The organism is Gordonia sp. SL306, assembly GCF_026625785.1.
GTDB lineage: Bacteria > Actinomycetota > Actinomycetes > Mycobacteriales > Mycobacteriaceae > Gordonia.
This window is the reverse complement of sequence record NZ_CP113063.1, coordinates 4,079,448-4,097,748: the sequence shown is the minus strand read 5'-3', so window position 1 is coordinate 4,097,748 and position 18,301 is coordinate 4,079,448. Positions and strand designations below refer to the sequence as shown.

The 18,301-nt window shown below is 66.3% G+C and carries 17 protein-coding genes and 1 pseudogene; 8 read left to right on the top strand and 10 right to left on the bottom strand.

What is annotated here, in order from left to right; translation table 11 throughout:
• Positions 1–4: 4 nt before the first annotated feature.
• From OVA31_RS18755 to mca, 5 genes are all read right to left on the bottom strand, one after another.
• Positions 5–391, bottom strand: coding sequence for a YciI family protein (locus tag OVA31_RS18755; RefSeq protein ID WP_267628114.1), 387 nt, complete (start codon positions 389–391; stop codon positions 5–7).
• 129 nt (positions 392–520) lie between these two features.
• A complete protein-coding gene (locus OVA31_RS18750; protein ID WP_267628113.1) occupies positions 521–1,489 on the bottom strand; it encodes a GDSL-type esterase/lipase family protein in 969 nt (322 codons plus the stop codon).
• A gap of 249 nt (positions 1,490–1,738) precedes the next feature.
• Positions 1,739–3,799, bottom strand: a complete 2,061-nt coding sequence (locus tag OVA31_RS18745; RefSeq protein WP_420714077.1) for a thioredoxin domain-containing protein — start codon at positions 3,797–3,799, stop codon at positions 1,739–1,741.
• Positions 3,774–4,106: a hypothetical protein gene (locus OVA31_RS18740; RefSeq protein WP_267631598.1), complete on the bottom strand. Its 333-nt coding sequence runs from the start codon at positions 4,104–4,106 to the stop codon at positions 3,774–3,776. Before OVA31_RS18740 ends, OVA31_RS18745 begins: the two co-directional genes overlap by 26 nt.
• 5 nt (positions 4,107–4,111) lie before the next feature.
• Positions 4,112–5,008 (bottom strand): mycothiol conjugate amidase Mca, encoded by an 897-nt coding sequence (gene mca, locus OVA31_RS18735; RefSeq protein WP_267628112.1) that lies wholly within the window; start codon positions 5,006–5,008, stop codon positions 4,112–4,114.
• Between the two features lie 48 nt (positions 5,009–5,056).
• Between mca and OVA31_RS18730 the strand changes: the two genes are divergently transcribed.
• The 3 genes from OVA31_RS18730 (at position 5,057) to greA (ending at position 6,899) form a co-directional block, all read left to right on the top strand.
• Positions 5,057–5,527 (top strand): DUF4307 domain-containing protein, encoded by a 471-nt coding sequence (locus tag OVA31_RS18730; RefSeq protein ID WP_267628111.1) that lies wholly within the window; start codon positions 5,057–5,059, stop codon positions 5,525–5,527.
• The gene (locus OVA31_RS18725; protein ID WP_267628110.1) at positions 5,524–6,279 is read left to right on the top strand and encodes a queuosine precursor transporter; all 756 of its coding nucleotides are present in this window, start codon (positions 5,524–5,526) and stop codon (positions 6,277–6,279) included. Before OVA31_RS18730 ends, OVA31_RS18725 begins: the two co-directional genes overlap by 4 nt.
• A 125-nt stretch (positions 6,280–6,404) precedes the next feature.
• A complete protein-coding gene (gene greA / locus OVA31_RS18720) occupies positions 6,405–6,899 on the top strand; it encodes a transcription elongation factor GreA (RefSeq protein WP_164306971.1) in 495 nt (164 codons plus the stop codon).
• A 139-nt stretch (positions 6,900–7,038) separates the two neighbouring features.
• Here the strand turns inward: greA and OVA31_RS18715 are convergent.
• Positions 7,039–7,227: pseudogene (locus OVA31_RS18715) on the bottom strand (DUF4352 domain-containing protein); the annotation flags it as partial.
• Between the two features lie 83 nt (positions 7,228–7,310).
• Positions 7,311–8,435: a nitronate monooxygenase gene (locus tag OVA31_RS18710; RefSeq protein WP_164306969.1), complete on the bottom strand. Its 1,125-nt coding sequence runs from the start codon at positions 8,433–8,435 to the stop codon at positions 7,311–7,313.
• 276 nt (positions 8,436–8,711) lie between these two features.
• Between OVA31_RS18710 and OVA31_RS18705 the strand changes: the two genes are divergently transcribed.
• Positions 8,712–9,032, top strand: coding sequence for a hypothetical protein (locus tag OVA31_RS18705; RefSeq protein WP_267628109.1), 321 nt, complete (start codon positions 8,712–8,714; stop codon positions 9,030–9,032).
• Here the strand turns inward: OVA31_RS18705 and OVA31_RS18700 are convergent.
• Positions 8,975–9,820 carry a phosphatase PAP2 family protein gene (locus tag OVA31_RS18700; protein ID WP_267628108.1) on the bottom strand — a complete coding sequence of 282 codons (846 nt, stop codon included), beginning with the start codon at positions 9,818–9,820 and terminating at the stop codon, positions 8,975–8,977. The two genes, OVA31_RS18705 and OVA31_RS18700, sit on opposite strands and share 58 nt — an antisense overlap.
• Before the next feature lie 94 nt (positions 9,821–9,914).
• On the opposite strand from OVA31_RS18700, the gene OVA31_RS18695 reads away from it, so the two are divergent.
• From OVA31_RS18695 to OVA31_RS18685, 3 genes are read left to right on the top strand one after another with little or no spacing between them, the layout of a single operon-like run.
• The gene (locus OVA31_RS18695; RefSeq protein WP_267628107.1) at positions 9,915–11,150 is read left to right on the top strand and encodes a hypothetical protein; all 1,236 of its coding nucleotides are present in this window, start codon (positions 9,915–9,917) and stop codon (positions 11,148–11,150) included.
• A 56-nt stretch (positions 11,151–11,206) separates the two neighbouring features.
• Positions 11,207–12,196, top strand: a complete 990-nt coding sequence (locus OVA31_RS18690) for an ATP-binding cassette domain-containing protein (RefSeq protein ID WP_267628106.1) — start codon at positions 11,207–11,209, stop codon at positions 12,194–12,196.
• Complete coding sequence (locus tag OVA31_RS18685; RefSeq protein ID WP_267628105.1) at positions 12,196–13,035, top strand: ABC transporter permease; 840 nt, start codon at positions 12,196–12,198, stop codon at positions 13,033–13,035. The genes OVA31_RS18690 and OVA31_RS18685 overlap by 1 nt, the downstream gene beginning before the upstream one ends.
• 9 nt (positions 13,036–13,044) lie before the next feature.
• On the opposite strand, the gene OVA31_RS18680 is transcribed toward OVA31_RS18685, so the two are convergent.
• Positions 13,045–16,326, bottom strand: a complete 3,282-nt coding sequence (locus OVA31_RS18680; protein WP_267628104.1) for a BTAD domain-containing putative transcriptional regulator — start codon at positions 16,324–16,326, stop codon at positions 13,045–13,047.
• 60 nt (positions 16,327–16,386) lie between these two features.
• On the opposite strand from OVA31_RS18680, the gene OVA31_RS18675 reads away from it, so the two are divergent.
• Positions 16,387–16,899, top strand: a complete 513-nt coding sequence (locus OVA31_RS18675; protein ID WP_267628103.1) for an SRPBCC family protein — start codon at positions 16,387–16,389, stop codon at positions 16,897–16,899.
• A gap of 200 nt (positions 16,900–17,099) precedes the next feature.
• On the opposite strand, the gene ilvA is transcribed toward OVA31_RS18675, so the two are convergent.
• Complete coding sequence (ilvA, locus tag OVA31_RS18670) at positions 17,100–18,299, bottom strand: threonine ammonia-lyase (RefSeq protein WP_267628102.1); 1,200 nt, start codon at positions 18,297–18,299, stop codon at positions 17,100–17,102.
• Positions 18,300–18,301: the final 2 nt, after the last annotated feature.

Here is an 18,301-nt window from a genome sequence, read left to right as displayed (position 1 = left end):
CCGGTCAGGCCTCGACCGGCGTCGGGGTGCCGTCGTCGGCCGCGAAGATCGCGACGGGCCGGACCTCGACCACCCCGAACGGCAGTGGAATCCGTCCCGCCCACTCGAGCGCGACGTCGAGGTCCGGGGCGTCGATGCGGTAATAACCGCCGAGTTGTTCCTTTGCCTCGACATACGGGCCGTCGGTGATGGTGGGGCTCTGGCCGAGGGTCAGCCGCATCGTCGTGGCCGATGCGCTCGGCGTGAGGCTGGCCCCCTCGACCAGCAGGCCTGCCGCCGCGAGAGCCTTTCCGTATCCGGCCCACGCCGCACGCATCTCCTCGGATCCCTGATCGCCCTCCTGGGGCATGGGGACGGATTCGTCAATCGTGATCGCCAGCAGATATTGCATGTCAGGTCCTCTCTCGGATGCCGGATGGCAGGTGATGCCGGCCCACTGCCGCCATCTGCCCCTATGACGAAGCAATCATCACGGATCGACAGCACTCTCGAGGAATTTCTCCAGGAAGTCGCCACCGGATCATCCTCGAGGGGCCTCGCGTTCTCGGATGACCTGTTCCAACACCACGGCGGTGGCACGCTGCCCGGCCTGAGTCGGGTGGTATCCACCCAGGATCCAGTTCCGGAACTTCACGTTGTCGGGTCCGTACTGGGGAGCCGCCACCCGCGGGCCCCACTCCCACGGGTCGGCGCTGCACAGGTCGTGGCGTTGATTCCACGGCGATCCCGGACGAGCCAGGTCGACGAAGGTCTCGCCGGCACGACGGGCGTTGTCCCTCGAGATCTCGTTGATCTTGCCGATGAAATCGTTGAGCATCCCGACCTCGGGATCGGACATGAACCACCCACAGCGACCGCGTTGGTCCTGCCCCACGCGCGGAACCACCTGAGGTGCACCCAGGACGTAGACATGTGCGGTAGGAGCGCGGGCCCGGACCTCACCGATGATGCGTCGCTCGTGGAATTTCTGGTCGTCGTCGAGAGCCCGGAGCGATCGCTCGACCGTCGGCCGATCGCACTCCCGCAGCTGCACGCACTCGACCACCTTGATGAACTCCGGATTGCCGATCACCTGCATCACGACGACGTCGGCGTCACGGGGCAGGTGCTCGATCTGGCGACCCTCGTCGAACTGCGCGTCCTGATCGATATGTCGCGGTTGGGAATTCGCACATGTCACATTGGTGAATCGGGCGCCGAGCCGCTTCGCGACGACCTCCACCGCAGCATGTCTGCTGCGGAAGCAATAGTTCTGCGGACCGGTCGTCCCGGCGTGATAGGAGGTCATGTCTGCCGGAATGGTCTGGTAGTTGTCGGCGCCCTGACCCGAGATATACGAGTTGCCCATGGCGAACATCCGCAGCGGCGCCGCCCCGTGCGCCGTCGGCACGACGCTACTCAAACCGGCCAGGGTGAACACGGCGACGGCGATCCGAACGACCCGGAGCGCGGTCCACGACACGATCGAACGCCGTGGTAGAGGCGACATTGCACTGACGATACTGATCGCCCGGCGTCACGGGCAATGGTCCGCCCGGATGACATGCCCAACCCCGCCGAACGTGCGCAGTTTCCCGCCGATCGTGCGCACTCTCCGACCGATTCTCACCGACAACCCATCGCAGTGCACGCTCGCGTCGAAACTGTGCACGCTCGCGAGAGTTCTGCGCCCGCTCGCGTCGAAACTGCGCCCGCTCGACGAAGGGGCGGCGTCATTCGGGGAGGTCGGCAGGTGGAATCAGCCGGCCGCCAACGCCCCCTCGAGCGCCGGGCCGTCCGTCACAGGCAAACCGCAGACCGTGCCACGGCAGACGTAGGCGGCGTCCGCACCGTTCACGGTACCGCGCCCGTCCAGCAGCGGTACCGAATCACGTTCCCCGGCAACGACAATCGTGCCACCGGGGGCAACCAGACGTGCGTGCGCGGCGAGTTCACCCATGCTGTCCGGCCCCTGGGCGACCGCGATCTGCAGCGGTCCCGACACTCTGGTCTGCGCCACCGCGAGCCAGTGTCCGGCCGATCGGGGCACCTTGGCCAGGAGCACCACCGAGCGCGCGAGCGTCTGATCGAGGAGCTCGGCATATCGCGTCGCCGGGCCGAAGCGCGCGAGTGCTGACGCGGCCAGCAAGGCCTCGGCCATCAGTGACGCACCTGCGGGTGTGGCCCCGTCGACCGGATCACGTGGCCGAGTGATCAGCCCGTCGCCGACGGAATCGAACCAGGTCCCGGGCTGTTCGGGATCCGCGAACAACTCGATGGCCACATCGAGTACAGCCAACCCTTCGTCCCGCCACGACGTTTCACCGGTGACCTGATGGAGGCTGAGTAGAGCGGTGACCAGAGCAGCATGATCGTCGAGCGCCGCGGCGGGCTGCCCGACAACCCCGCCGAGCGAAGAACGCCGTACGTGCCCGTCGACGACATGCCCGTCCAGTAGTGCCCGCGCGCACCAGGCTCCCAGATCGATCCAGTCCGGGCGCCCCAGACCGGCACCGGCCTCGACCAGCGCGGTGATCGCCATCGCGTTCCATCCGGTCACCACCTTGTCGTCGCGCGCCGGTTGCACACGCCCGCCGCGCGACACCAGCAGTCGACTTCGGATCTGCGCGAACCGGACCGGGTCGTCGGGGTCGCGAGGTAGTTGCAGGGTGGACCTGCCGTGTTCGAAGGTGCCCTCCGCCGTCACCCCGAGAACGTCTGCCGCCCAACGTCCGTCGCTCTCGCCGAGGACGTCGGTCAGCTCCGCGGGCGACCACACGTAGGTCGAACCCTCCACACCATCGGCATCGGCGTCGAGCGACGATGCGAACCCGTCCGACACCCGCAGATCGCGGTCGAGGAACTCGATGGTCTCCTCGACGATCCGTGTCGCCAGCGGATCACCGGTGCGTCGCGCCAGATGCGCATAGGCCCGCAGCAGCTGCGCGTTGTCGTAGAGCATCTTCTCGAAATGCGGTACCACCCAGTCGTTATCGACCGAATAGCGCGCGAATCCGCCGGCCAGCTGATCGTAGATGCCGCCGCGCGCCATCGCGGAGGCGGTCCGGATCACCGCGTCGAGCGGCGGCCGGTCGGCAGTCCGCTCGCTTGCGCGGATCAGCCCCTCCAGCAACGCCGACGGCGGGAATTTCGGCGCCCCTCCGAATCCACCGGATTCGGTGTCCTCGTCGTCGAGAATCGTGGTGACCGCATGGGCCAGCAACCGGTCGTCGACGCCGACGTCGGCGACCGGCAACGCCTCGGTGTTGGCCTCGAGGTGCTCACGGACCCGGTGCCCCATGGCATCGATCTCGTCCCGTCGCTGCGTCCAGGCCTCGGTGACCGCACCCATGATCTGGATGAAGGAGGGCATTCCGCCACGCGGCGACGACGGAAAGTAGGTGCCGCAGTAGAACGGGTCACCTGACGGGGTGAGGAAGCAGGTCATCGGCCAGCCGCCCTGCCCGGTCATCGCCACGGTCGCGTTCATGTAGATCGCGTCGATGTCGGGACGCTCTTCCCGGTCCACCTTGATGCACACGAAATCGCGATTCATCACTGCGGCAGTCGAGGCGTCCTCGAAGGACTCATGTGCCATGACGTGGCACCAGTGACAGGCGGCGTAGCCGACGGAGAGCAGGATCGGGACGTCTCGGCGGACGGCCTCGGCCAAGGCATCGGTCCCCCACTCCTGCCAGTGCACCGGGTTGAGGGCGTGCTGGCGGAGATACGGGCTCGTGGATTGATCCAGCACGTTGCGCTGCAGATCCCCGTCACGACCCGCTTCGGTCGGTTCAGGTCTCGGCGGACTTCCGTTCATCGGCCTGCACCTTGCCTGTGGTGTCGGGGTCTGTGGTGTCGGGGTCTGTGGCGGCGGGATTGCCCTCGCCGTCGACGACCGAATCGGTTCCGTCGTCGAATGCCTGATCGGGTTCCGGATGCTCGGCGTCGAAGGTCTTCGGCAGCTTCTTCAGCTGTGAGTTCATCGACCGGATCAGCAGCGCGGTGGCCACCAGCAGGACGATGATGATGAGCAGCCCGAGCGGTGAGGCCTTGCCGAACTCGGGCCCTTCGGGCTGCTGATCTGCCAGGATCTGATAGCCGGCCGCTACGTGCATCGGGTTCATCGGACTCATGGTTCCTCGATTCCCGCGAACAGATCGGTCTCCGGGATCGATGTCTTCACGCGCGTCTGCGCGAGTTCGAACTCCTCGGTCGGCCAGAGTCGCTGCTGCCACTCGAGCGGCACCGCGAAGAACACTCCGTTGGGATCGATCTGGGTCGCGTGCGCCCGCAGCGCATCATCGCGCTGTGGGAAATACTTGCCACACTCGACCTGGGTGGTCACCCGACCCATCAAGTCGCCACGACCGGGCTCCCACTTGCTGAGCCATTCGGTGAACGGACTCTCTTGTCCGTGCCGTTCGAACTCGTCCGAGAACAGCACCATCCGATCGCGGATGAAGCCGTGCGTGTAATAGATCTTCGACACGGTCCACGGTTCGCCGGTACCCGGATATGCGTCCGGATCGCCGGCCCGCTCGAATGCCGCGACCGACACCTCGTGGTCCCGGATATGGTCCGGATGCGGGTAACCGCCGCGCTCGTCGTAGGTGATCATCACGTGCGGCCGGAACTCCCGGACCACACGCACGAGTGCTTCGATGGCGTCTTCGATGGGGATCGCGGCAAACGAACCCTCGGGGACGGGCGGGAGCGGATCGCCCTCCGGCAGTCCCGAGTCGACAAAGCCGAGCCACATCTGCTCGACCCCGAGCGCCGCGGCGGCGTTCGCCATCTCTTCCTTGCGGACGTCACTCATCCGCTCTTTGACTCCCGGACGGTCCATCGCCGGGTTCAGGATGTCGCCACGCTCACCACCGGTGAGCGTGACCACGAGCACGTCATGGCCCTCGGCCGCATACTTCGCGGTCGTCGCGGCGCCCTTGCTGGACTCGTCATCCGGGTGAGCATGCACCGCCATCAGACGGAGACCTGCATGCGGTCCACCTGTGTGAGATTCGGTCACGCTTCCTCACCTTCGGATAGGTACTGCTCCCATGGTAGGTATTGACGCGTGAACAGTTCAGACGGGGGCACCGACGCCGGTGCGGATGCACCGCGCAGCGGGCCTCGCGCGACGTACCCCTCCGGGCAGTCGCCGACCAGCAGGCGACGCTGGTTCATCGGACTGTCCGCGCTGGTGGTTGTTGTCGGTCTCGCGCTCGCGGCGCTCGGTTACTCGAAGTTCGCCAATCCGGTGGTGTCCGGCGAAGCAGCCGGCTACCAGATCGTGAATCCCTCCACGGTTGCGGTCCAGATCACCGTGACGCGCCGAGACCCGGGACTGCCCGCGGCGTGTGTGGTGCGTGGACGCTCCGCCGACGGCGATGAGACCGGCCGCCGGGAGATTCTCATCCCGGCAGGTACACAGACCCAGGTCGGGGTGCACACCGAGGTCAGCACGTCCAAGCCTCCGGTGATCGGCGAGGTGTTCGGCTGCACCACCGACGTGCCCGCCTATCTGACCGCACCTTCTGAACCGTGACCGGCACGACGCGTGTCCGCGCGGTCTTCGCGACCGTGTCGAGTCCCTATTACGCGTATCTGATGGCGTTGTTCGTCGGCGTGATGCTCATCAGCAACATCACCGGCACCAAGGGTGTCGTCCTGTTCGACGACTGGCTGAACGTCTCGCTCGGTCCCATCCAGATGAACGGCCTGGTCACCGACGGCGCGTTCTACCTGTTCCCGTTGGCCTACGTGCTGGGCGACGTGATCAGCGAGGTCTACGGATTCCGTGCAATGCGCCGGGCGATCTTCGCCGGATTCGCGGTGCTGCTGATCGCGTCGATCTGCTTCTGGCTGACGATCGAGCTACCGGCCGCGGACTTCTACGACGGACAAGAGGCCTTCCGGACGGTCGCCGGCGTGGTACCCCAGTTCCTGCTGGCCGGACTGGCCGGTTACCTCGCGGGCGAGTTCCTGAACTCGTTCGTCCTCGTCAAGATGAAGGAGCGCGCGGGTGAACGCCACCTGTGGGCACGCCTCATCGGCTCGACAGTGGTCGGTGAGTTCGCCGACACCCTCGTTTTCTGCTCGATTGCCGCAACGGCTCTCGGCATCTCCAGCTGGGGCGACTTCATCAACTACACGGTCGTCGGATTTGTCTGGAAAACGTTGGTGGAGATAGTGATCATGCCGGTGACATACCTGGTCGTCGGGTGGCTCAAGAGGGTCGAACCCAGCTATGCAGAAGCACTCCGACAGGCCCGGTCCGACGGCTCTGATGTGCTTTAGCTCTCAGTGACTGGTACCCTCATTGGATACACGGCTCCGCGAGGGGTCGTGTTGCTGCATTTTGAGCAGTCCATATGCCCAGTTGAAGAATCCGCCTGGGCGCGGACAACACAAAGGAGTGACCGATGACCGACACACAGGTGACGTGGCTCACCCAGGAGTCGCATGACCGCCTCAAAGGCGAACTGGATTCACTGATCGCCAATCGACCGGTCATTGCTGCGGAGATCAACGAGCGTCGCGAAGAGGGCGACCTCAAGGAGAACGGCGGCTACCACGCGGCCCGCGAAGAGCAGGGTCAGCAGGAAGCGCGTATCCGCCAGCTCCAGGAGTTGCTGAACAACGCGAAGGTCGGCGAAGCGCCCACGCAGTCGGGTGTCGCCCTGCCGGGTTCGGTGGTCAAGGTGTACTACGACGGCGACGAGAGCGACACCGAGACCTTCCTGATCGCCACCCGCGAGGAGAGTGCCGGAGACGGGTCGATCGAGACCTACTCGCCGAGTTCTCCGCTCGGCGCGGCACTGATCGATGCCAAGGTCGGCGAGACCCGTGAATACTCCGTGCCCAGCGGCGCGGTGATCAAGGTGACCCTCGTCAGCGCCGAGCCTTATCACAGCTGATCGACTGATCCACTGAGTCACCGTTGTAGCGGTGGGTGCCATCGCGCACTCACCGCTACAACTGTTTCTGGACGACCCGGCGCGGTCCGGGAAGGTTCGCACGAGCCTGTGACGGTGTGGGTCGAGACCACGCTGCGGACTACGTCGGCGACACCGTCTCGCCGCCGGAGAACATCGAGTCGTGCAGTTCGATGCTTGTCGGGACAGCGCCCGCAGGCATGTCGTAGCTGAGCTTGACCTCGACCGCGTTACCCGGATTGATGTTGTCCCACACCGCGATATCGGTCCCCCCGAGGGCGATCTGAGCAGTCGTGTCGGAGTCGAAGCTCGCCGCCCCGTTTCACGGAACGGGGCGGCTGCCTGATGCGACCTATCGGCGTTGTCCACCGATCATGTTGTGGTACAGCGACTTCAGGTCGCGTTCGCCAGGCTCTCCAGGCTTCCGGTTGCCTCGATGTACTCCTGCACCCAACGCTCGATCACCGCGGCGGACTTCTCCACCTTCTGGAACTGACCGACAACCTGGCCCACCGGGTTGAACGCGACGTCGATGCTCTCGTCGGGATGCTTGTGCGTTGCGGCAACGGCCATACCAGAGACCATGTATTGCAACGGCATTCCCAGCGGCTCGGGATTGTTCGGGTCTTCCCATGCCTCGGTCCAGTCGTTGCGGAGCATGCGGCACGGTTTTCCGGTGAACGACCGGCTGCGCACCGTGTCGCGGCTGCCCGCGTTGACGTAGGCGGCCTGCTGGACGGGTGTGTTCTCGGCCTCCTCGACCATCAACCACTGCGAACCGCTCCACGCGCCCTGCGCACCGAGAGCCAATGCGGCTGCGACCTGCTGTCCGCTGCCGATACCACCGGCCGCCAGCACCGGACGCGGTGCGACCTCCTTGACGACCTGCGGCCAGAGCACGATGGAACCGACCTCGCCGCAATGGCCGCCGCCCTCACCGCCCTGCGCGATGATGATGTCCACGTCGGCGTCCGCATGCTTACGCGCCTGCTGGGGCGAGCCGCAGAGGGCGGCCACCTTGCGACCCGACGCGTGGATCTTCTCGATCATGTCGACGGGCGGTGTGCCGAGCGCGTTCGCGATCAGCTTCACCTTCGGGTGCTGCAGGGCGATCTCCACCTGCGGGGTCGCAGTGGCCTCCGTCCAGCCGAGCAGCTGGAGGGAGTTGTCACTGTCCTCACTGAGGGGAACACCGTGATCGAGCAGCAGTTTGCGGCCGAAATCCAACGTCTCGGCCGGCACCATGTCCTGGAGCATCTTGGTGAGCTCCTCGGTGGACATGTCGGCATCCATCCCCTCGTACTTGTTGGGGATGACGATGTCGACGCCGTAGGGCCGATCGCCGATGTGCTCATCGATCCACTTCAATTCGATCTCGAGCTGCTCGGGCGTGAACCCCACCGCACCGAGCACGCCGAAACCACCCGCCTTGCTGACGGCTACCACCACGTCTCGGCAATGGGTGAACGCAAAGATGGGGAACTCGATACCGAGCTCGTCACAGATCGGGGTGTGCAATTGGGGGCTCCTCAACGCCAGACAGACAGATCGACAACAGCGGCCAGAATTAGAACATGTTCTACCCTGGATACTAGAAACGGCAGCAGAGAACAAGCCCGGCCGACCGGACCCGGCTGCGAGGGCCTGGACGGCAGATCATGTCACCCAGGGAGCGTGAGGATAGACCGTTCCGATGCCGGCGCCGATGATTCATCCACAGGCCGAACAAGCATCCACAGTCAAACCACAGCAACGCCTCAGACCGTCTCCAACCTGCGGCATCATCCTTGGATCATGAGAAAGAGCACACGCACCCCCACCGTCCCACTGATCGTCCTCGACGACGACCCCGCCGTCCTGGACTACGCCCGCGCACTGTTCCGTCGCGACATCCCGCTGGGCGTCGTCAGCAGCCAGTACTCGGCCGCGGTGCCGTTCATGCTGCGCAACAACGGCCACACGGCCGCGCTCGTCGCCGACGTCGACGATCCCGATCAGCTCGCCGAGGCCATCGTCCTCGTCGAGCGTCGCCTCGGCCGCGTGACATCGGTCATCCGCTACGCGACGGATCTACCCGACACCGCCGACCTGCGCGCGACCGCGTCGGCGGCCTGACGCCACGGCATGTACACGATCGCCATCGACACGGCGATCACCGCGACGATCGCGATCACGTCCAGCGCATAGTGATTGGCCGTCCCGATCACCACGAAGGCGGTGCTCATCGGATAGAGCACCCCGAGCACGCGCACCCACGTTCGACGCGCGTACATCGCGATCATCACCCCACACCAGATCGCCCACCCGCAATGCAACGACGGCATCGCAGCGAACTGATTCGTCACCGACTCCGGACCGGGTGAACCGGAACCTTCCCACCAGCCCCACGACGCGGTCTGAGCCATGATGTCGACATACCCCGGGTACATCCGCGGCGGCGCGGTCGGGATCAGGAAGAAGCCGGCCAGCGCGATGAGGGTTGTCAGCGCCAGCACGAGCGACGCCCGTCGATAGATCTCGCGTCGCCGCCAGAACAGCCAGACGAACACGCCGATCGTGATCCACCAGTGCAGCGTGTGATAGTGCAGCGCACTGAGATCGGCCACCCAGCCGTTGACATGCACCCAGCGATTGAGCGCCGGTTCGAACGCGATGTGCAGGTGTTGCTCGATCTGCGCGATCGATCGGCCGTTCCCGAACGCGCGGCCGACGTCCTTGCCACCGATGTTGCGAACCCGCGAGTAAGCCGAGTAGATCCCCCAGATGAGGAGGATCTCCACCCACCATCGCGGCTGCCCCAGATACGCCATCACACCGGCCAATCGCACACGCGCGGCCGCCGACATTCGGGCAACACGCGGGTGCCCCTGATGAGGCGGCTGATCCCGCCATGCAATGGCCATACGTCCCCCACCGGATTAAATTCGGAACGACGTGGTTGATACGTTCAACTAAGTGTTCACTCCACAGTAGACCGGGGGAAATCAAATGGTCATCGTGGGTTTACGGAAGCACCCGCAGGTGCGGCGACATCACGTCGAGGGCGTCGCGTACCTCGTGTTCGGCGCGGGAGCGTACTTCCTGTTCCGGATCTCGGGCCTCGACGCCCACATCACCTGGGCGCATTCGGCCGTCATCGGCTACGGCGTCGCAGCACTCATCTCGATCGTTCCTCTGCCAGCCGGTACCCGGCGCGCACGCCTCGCCCGCATCGCCGCGGTCACCGGCGCCCTCGTCGTGCCGTTCGTCATGCTGCTCAACGGCCATCACCAGATGCAGGACGAGGTCGGTGTCATCTCGCGGTCCGGCAATTTGCTGATCACCAGCGGAATCCCATATGTCCACCACGCCACCGTCCTTGCGGACATCAACCCCTACCTACCGGTGATGGCAGTGTTCGGCATCCCCGCAGCTCTCATCGCGCGCTCCGGCATCGATCCGCAGAGCGCGTGGAATGTCGTCGGAGATCCCCGGATCTGGTGTGCGGCGATCGCAATCGGTGGCGTGTGGGGATCGATGCGAGTGCTCCGCGCGCGGTCTGGATGGGCGACCAGTGCCGCGATCCTGTTGGTCGCGTCGCCGACGATCGCCCTGGAGATGTGCGCGAGCGGTGTCGACCTCCCGCTCGCAGGTTTCCTCCTCCTGGGACTCGCGCTCGCCGCCACCCGTCGTCCCGCGCTCGGAGCGGTCTTCGTCGCCGCGGCCTTCGCGATCAAATGGGTGGCACTGCTCAGTCTGCCGATCATCCTGGCGCTGTTGATCACCCGCTATGGCAGGGCCGTCGCGGCTCGGTTCGTCGCGTTCTTCGTGGCCGCGTCGGCAGTCTTCGTCATCCCGGCGATTCTGTCCGTCTCGGACACGATCGCTCAGGTCTTCGAGTTCCCCACCGGCCACGGCAGCACCCCGACACCCGCGCGTAGCCCCATGCCCGGGGTGCTCCTCGCATCGCTCGGCCCGGCGGGCCGTATCGCCGGCATGGCATTGCTGGCGGTGTGTGCCGTGGTGTTGTCGACATACCTCGTCCGCCGGCCACCAGCCACCTTTGCCGCCGCAGCCACCTTCATCGGCGCAGGCTTCTCGTGCTTCTTCCTGCTCGCGCCGGTCGGCAGGTTCGGCTACATGCTGATCCCGATGTTGATGTTCGGCCTGGCCTACATCGCTCACCGTGCCGAAGCGCGGCCCGCCGAACACTCACGGCGACGACCCACGTCAGCGGCCGTCCAGCCGTTGTAATCACCGCGCAAGCCGGTGTAAGGCCCACGACAGCGGCACGGGGCACTCTCAGCGGCATGACAACAACCACCTCGGCCGGCCTGGCGATCGATGCGCACGGGCTGGTCAAACATTTCGGATCGACCCGCGCCGTCAACGGCGTGGATCTGGCCGTCCCCACCGGTTCGGTGTACGGCGTGCTCGGCCCGAACGGGGCCGGGAAGACCACCACGGTGAGCATGCTCGCCACACTGCTGCGTCCCGATGCGGGCCACGCGACCGTCTTCGGCTATGACGTCGTCGACGACGCCGTCGCGGTCCGTTCCCTCGTCGGCGTCACGGGGCAGTACGCGTCGGTCGACGAGGACCTCACCGCGACACAGAACCTCGTCCTGTTCGGCCGGCTGCTGGGCCTGTCGCGACCCGCGGCGCGCTCCCGGGCCGACGAACTGCTCGAGGAGTTCTCCCTCACCGAGGCCGCCGATCGACCGCTGAAGAACTTCTCCGGCGGCATGCGGCGACGCCTCGATCTGGCGGCGAGCCTCATCGACACCCCACCTCTGCTGTTCCTCGACGAGCCGACCACCGGCCTCGACCCACGTACCCGGGCGCAGATGTGGGAGACCATCCGCAACCTCGTGAAGCAGGGCGCGACCGTCTTGCTCACCACGCAGTATCTCGATGAGGCCGACCAACTCGCCGACCGCATCGCCGTCATCGACCACGGAATCGTGGTCGCCGACGGAACGGCCGACGAACTCAAGCAGTCGGTCGGTGCCAGCACGTTGCAACTCGTCCCGGTGAACCGGACGGACGCGCAGCACGTGTGCCAGATCGTCGAGTCGGTACTCGGTGAGACCGCGACCCTGAGCCCCGAGGCCGCCCGTGTCTCCGTCGGCCTGCAGAAGCCGGATCTGGTGCCGGACATCCTGATCGCACTGCGCGAAAACCAGATCGCCATCGATGAGATCAACGTCCAGAAGCCGAGTCTCGACGAGGTCTTCCTCACCATCACCGGCCGGCCGGCCGACGACCAGACCGACACCATCCAAGAGGAGGTGGCCTGATGACCATCACAACCATCGACCGCGGCCCCGCGTCGACCGCGATCACCACCAAAGATGCTCGGCCCGTAGCCAAACGGTCGATCGGCCTCGCCGAAACCGTCCGACAGTCCTTCTCCATGGCGTATCGGGGCGTGCTGAAGATCCGGCACAACCCGGAGCAGCTGTTCGACGTGACGCTGCAACCGATCATCTTCACCCTGATGTTCACCTACATCTTCGGTGGCGCGATCAGCGGGAACATCAGCGCCTATCTGCCGGTCATCATTCCCGGCATCATGGTTCAGACCGTGATCACCACGTCGATCGTCACGGGCACCCAGCTGCGCGAGGACATGGACAAGGGTGTGTTCGACCGGTTCCGGTCGCTGCCCATCGCCCGGATCAGCCCCCTGGCGGGCGCACTGCTCGCCGACATGATCCGCTACTTCATCGCGACGACCCTGACCATCGTCATGGGCTTGATCATGGGGTGGCGCCCTGACGCCTGGGGAACGATCGGCGCCGCGGCGCTGGTGATCGTCTGCAGCTTTGCGGTCTCGTGGATCTTCGCACTGATGGGCTGCCTGATGAGCAAGGCCTCTGCGGTACAGGGCATCTCGATGCTCATCCTGTTCCCGCTGACCTTCATGTCGAACGCGTTCGTCCCGGTGGACACGATGCCCGGCTGGCTACAGGCGTTCGTCAAGGTCAACCCGGTCAGCCAACTGGTGTCCGCCGTGCGCGAACTCACCGCCAACGGGCACATCGGAATCCACGTCGTGTACGCGCTCGTCGGCGCCGTGGTGGTCACAGCGATATTCGCGCCGCTGGCCGTGCGTGCCTACATGCGAAACGCGTGATCTGAGAGTTCACACGTGAGTACTGGTGCGCGGCGCCAGGCGGGTTCGGACCTCGTCCACCGCCTGGCGCCGCGACCGTTGTGCCGCTTGCGCGACCAGCGCATCCCATTGCGCGGTGGGCAGCCCGGAGATCTCCGCCATCCCGGCGTAGATGTGATGCAGCGACGGATAGTCCTGTCGGGCCCCCAGGCGCCGTGACAGCGCGAGGAGCCACGCTCCGTCCTCGTCGCGGCGGTCGGCCTCGCAGATCAGGTACCCGGCGGCCATCGCCATCGCACCGGCCTGCGGCTGGTCCTGCCAGCCGGCCAGCCCGAACGTATCGTTGATACCGTCGGCCAGCAGGGTCAGGAACTCTTCTGCCCGCGCCAGATCCCCCGCCCGGACGATGCCGGCCACGGCCGCGCTGATGAGCATCACCATGCCCGGATCCTGCGCACCCAGCGGATGGTTGGATTTGATGAGATCGGCAGCGCGCCAGTAGATCTCACCTGCGACGTCGACATGACCACGGGCAAACTCCAGTTCGGCGTAACCGAGCATCATCGCGCCGATGACCTCTGGATTGCCCTGCGGGTTGGGGTCGTCGGGTGTCCATCCCTCGGCCGCCACGAGCAGTTCGCGCTCGGCCTCGTCGAGTCGCCCCAGCGCGACCAGGGTCACCACCAGATAGCACCGGGTCTGCAACTCGTCGTCGCGGGAACCGAGACGGACGAGATTGATGATGGCGCTGCGGTAATGACCGACCGCCCGGTCCCACTGGGCCTGTTGTCCGTGCAAACTGCCGATGGTCACTTGGGCCATCCCGGACATCCAGGCATTGTCGTGCTGCCGCGCGATCTCGCGCAGCAGGAAGCCGTCCGCCAGCGCCCGATCGAGGTCGCCGAAGTTCTCCCGGGTGTTCATCCGGATCGACAGCGCGGCCGCTCGCACCTGTTCGTCGGCCGCACGTGTCCCACGCGAGATGTACCGCATCGCGGCCTGCGGGGTTCGGCACAACACACAGGCCGAGAGCAGCTCCGTCGGTTCGTCGAAGGTCCGTTCCGGTCGGTGCATCATGCGGATGTGGTGGCGACCGGTGGCCACCCCCCGGAAGTTCTGTTGCATCGCCAGGTGCCCCATCGACGCGAGCACGGTGAACTGCCAGCGGCGCCGCATGGCGTCGGAGAGATCCGACGGCGGTTTCGGCAGAACTACGAGAAGTCTTGCACCCCAGGACATCACCTCGCCATGCAGGCCGCGGACCATCCAGAACGCACTCAACACCGGGAAGACCGTGACGACGGTGTCCACGGCGCCGGGGTCACCGGTCTCGTCGGCCATCGTGGTGCAGCGACGCAATACCCAGACCAGATTGTCGACGTCCGCGGCGATCCAGGTGAACAACCGATCGTCCACCGCGATCTCGTACTTCGCCTCGGCGATCTCGGCGAACCCTCGTGCCCACTGCGCCATGGCGCGGTCGACGTCGCCCGACTCCGTCGGATCGTCGGAACCGGTCAGCATCTGTTCACCGAATTCCCGCACCATCTCCAGCATCCGGTAGCGGATGTGGCCGTCGGTCTCGGTCACGGTGAGAAGTGACTGGTTCACCAACGCCTCGAGGGTGTCGGCGAGCCGGAATCCGCTCTGTCCGACCACGACCGCCGCAGCGTCGGTGGTGAATCCGGCCGGGAAGCGACACAGTCGACGCATCGCCGACTGTGCGTCGGCCTCGAGGAGATCCCAACTCCATTCGATGACCGCGTACAGGGTGCGATGGCGATCGGGGGCGGTTCGATCGGTGCCCCGCAGGAGCGCGAAGCGCTCCTCGAGTCGCCGCGATATCTCGGTCACGGTCATGGCGCGAATCCTGGCCGCGGCGAGCTCGATGGCCAACGGCAGTCCGTCGAGGTGCCGGCACAGTTCGGCGATCTCGGCCCGCGGCAGCTGCGCGTCGGGCCGGATCGCCCGCGCCCGCCGCTCGAAGAGTTCGACCGCTGAACCATGCACTCCGACATCGAGAACCGGCAGTAGATAGATGCGCTCGGCGGCCAACATCAGGGGCGAGCGACTGGTGGTCAGGATGGACAGTTGAGGCTCGGCCGCCAAGAGGTCCGCGGCCACACGCGCGCACCGTTCGATGACCTGTTCACAGTTGTCGAGGATGATCACCGCGCGTTGACCTCGCACCGCGTCGACCAGACGGTCGGCGAGGTCGCCTACCGCCAACCGGGGTCGCGCGCCGCTGCCGATGTCGGTCTCGCCGACCCCCAGGGATGCGGCGATCGACGCCACGACGTCGTCCTCGTTGCGGACCGGCGCCAGCGGGACGTAGAACACCGGCCTCCCCGACTGCGCCAGCGCATCACCGACCCGGTGCGCGACGCGGGTCTTGCCCACACCGCCAGGCCCCTGGATGGTCACCAACCGGTGGTCGTCGAATGAGCCGACGATGCCAGCGATGTCGTCGTCGCGGCCGATGAGGTCCGACGCCTCCACCATGAGCCCGACCGTCCGGCCGCGTTTGATCACCGATGGCGGAGCCGGTTCATCGGATCTCACCCTCGACGATTGCGAACCATTCTCCGTCGCAAGGAGTTCGGCATTGACGGCAACGGCTTGTGGTCCGGGGTCCACGCCGAGCTGTTCGGACAGGGACCGGCGCAGGCGCGCGAACACGGTCAACGCGTCGGCGGTCCGCCCCTCCCCGGCCAGCGCACGCATCAGGTCGATGTGCGCGGACTCGTCCAATGGGTCTGCACGACAACGCCTGTCGGCGATCTCGCGGGCCGTGGAGAAATCACCTGCGGCCAACGCCACACCGACGCGGCGCTGATCGAGGGCGTCTCGCTGCCGATCCGCCCGCGTCCGGACGTCGGCGTCGAGACCGAAGGAACCGTCGTCGTCCAGATCGTCGCCGGGCACACCGCGCCACCATCGCGCCGCTGCGTCGAGCGCCTCCGTGCTGCCGTCGTCGATGAGGTCGGCGACGATCTCCAGATCCGTGCGACACCCGACGAGGCGATAGCCGTTGCCGACACCTTCGAGGCGACCGGGGCCGAGCAGTGGGCGCAGGCGCGAGATCTGGGTGTGCAGGGCCGGCATCGGCGACCGCGGCGGATCGTCACCCCAGACGTCGGAGATCAGGCGTTCGGCCGAACGGGTCCGTCCGTCCGCCAGCGCGAGGGACGCGAGGAGGCGGCGGGCACGCACCCCTGGAACCGCCACCAGGCCGTCCGGCTCGACGCACCCCCGCCCCACGGCGACCGGCCCCAGCAGGCCGATCACGGTGATGTTCTCGGACGCGGACACCCAGTCAGGTTAGCGCCACATGGCGCAAGCCGATCAGTCCCTACGTGTATGAATGGAACCATGGCGCGCAGTTACCCTCTCGAGGCCATCGACCTCGACTTCTTCGAGTCCGCACCGATCACCTACCGCATGGATGTGAACCTGCCCGTGACGCCGCAGCGCGCGTGGGCCGAGTTCACCCGGCAGAACACGCTCGACTGGTGTCGCGCAATCAAATCCATCGAGTTCACCTCGCCGCCGCCGTATGGCGTCGGCACCACCCGCAAGGCATCACTCGGGGTGGCAGGGCTGTCCGAACACTTCTTCGTCTGGGACGAGGACGAGGCCGCCGGTGAGTACCGCAATGCCTTCTACGCCGTGTCCGCGTCGACGCCGGGTCTCAAGAGGTTCGGGGAACTCACCGAGGTACGACAGGCCGAGGTCGGGTGCCGACTCGTCTGGTCCTTCGCCTTGGAACTCTCCACCTCGGCGAAGGCGGTCACCGCGTTCTCGGGTCCCACCGCATCGACCGTGTTCAAAACGGTCGAAACCGACACGGTGCGGCATTTCGCGAAGTTGATGCCGCAGTCCTGACCGACGGCACCGTTCCCCGCCGACAGCAACCGGTACCCCGCCGACAGCAACCGTCTCCCCGCCGAGAGCACCGTATTTGCCGGCGACGGGCTTCCCCGACGCGTGGTCACAGGTTGCTGTCGGCGAGATACTGGTTGCCGTCGGCGAGTTTACGGTTGCTGTCGGCGGGATCTTGGTTGCTGTCGGGGTGAAGCGTGGGCTCACTCGCGGAGGAAGCCCGCCTCCGACAGCGCACGACGAACCTCACGCTGGTGCTCGGGTCCCCTGGTCTCGACGCTGACGGTCACCTGGACCTCGTCGAGGTAGAGGTCGTCGGCAACCCGGGAGTGCACCACGTCGACGACGCTGGCCCCACGGTCGCGGAGCAATTCCAGCAGGGCGATCAACCCGCCCGGGCGGTCGGCGACGGTTGCGGTGACGGTGAGGAACCGGCCTGCGGCGGTCAGCCCGTGCGTCGTGACATGACTCAGCAGCAACGGATCGATGTTGCCGCCGGACACGATGACGCACACCTTGCCCGACAGCTCGAGGCCACCGGCCGTCAGTGCGGCGACCGCGGCCGCCCCGGCCGGCTCGACCACCAGCTTCGCCCGTTCGAGCATCAGCAGCAGGGCCGTGCTCAGCGATTCCTCGCTGACGGTGACCACCGAATCCACCAGCTCACTGATGTGCGCGAACGGGACGTCGCCGGGCATCGCGACGGCGATGCCGTCGGCCATCGTGTTCATCGATGCGGCCGCAACCGGGTGGCCCTCGGCGAGAGATCGCGGCCAGGCCGCGGCCTGCGCGGCCTGCACCCCGATGACGGTGACCTCGGGGCGTCGTGCCTTCACGGCCGCCGCGACCCCGGCCAGCAGACCACCCCCGCCAAGGGGAACGACGATCGCGTCGACGTCGGGCATCTGGGTCAGGATCTCGGTCCCGACGGTCGCCTGCCCGGCCACGATGTCGGGGTGATCGAAGGGATGCACCAGCACCGCGCCCGTCTCATCGGCGAACCGCCGAGCCGCGACGAGCGCCTCGTCGACGGTCGACCCCTCGAGGACGACCTCCGCGCCATAGGCTTTCGTCGCCGCCACCTTGGGCAGCGCTGCGCCGCGCGGCATGTAGACGCGCGCGGTGATGCCGAGTGTGCCCGCCGACCACGCGACGCCCTGGGCGTGATTTCCGGCGCTGGCCGCGACCACACCACGTGATCGTTCTTCGGCCGACAAGCGAGAGATGCGCAGGTATGCACCGCGTGGCTTGAACGACCCCGTGCGCTGGAGGTTCTCGCACTTCAGCCAGACCTCGCACCCGATCCGTTCGGAGAGCACACGCGAGGCCACCATCGGGGTGCGGCGCATGACACCGGACAGGGCCTGCCCTGCGTCGTCGATCTCGGCGGAGGTGAGGAGCATGT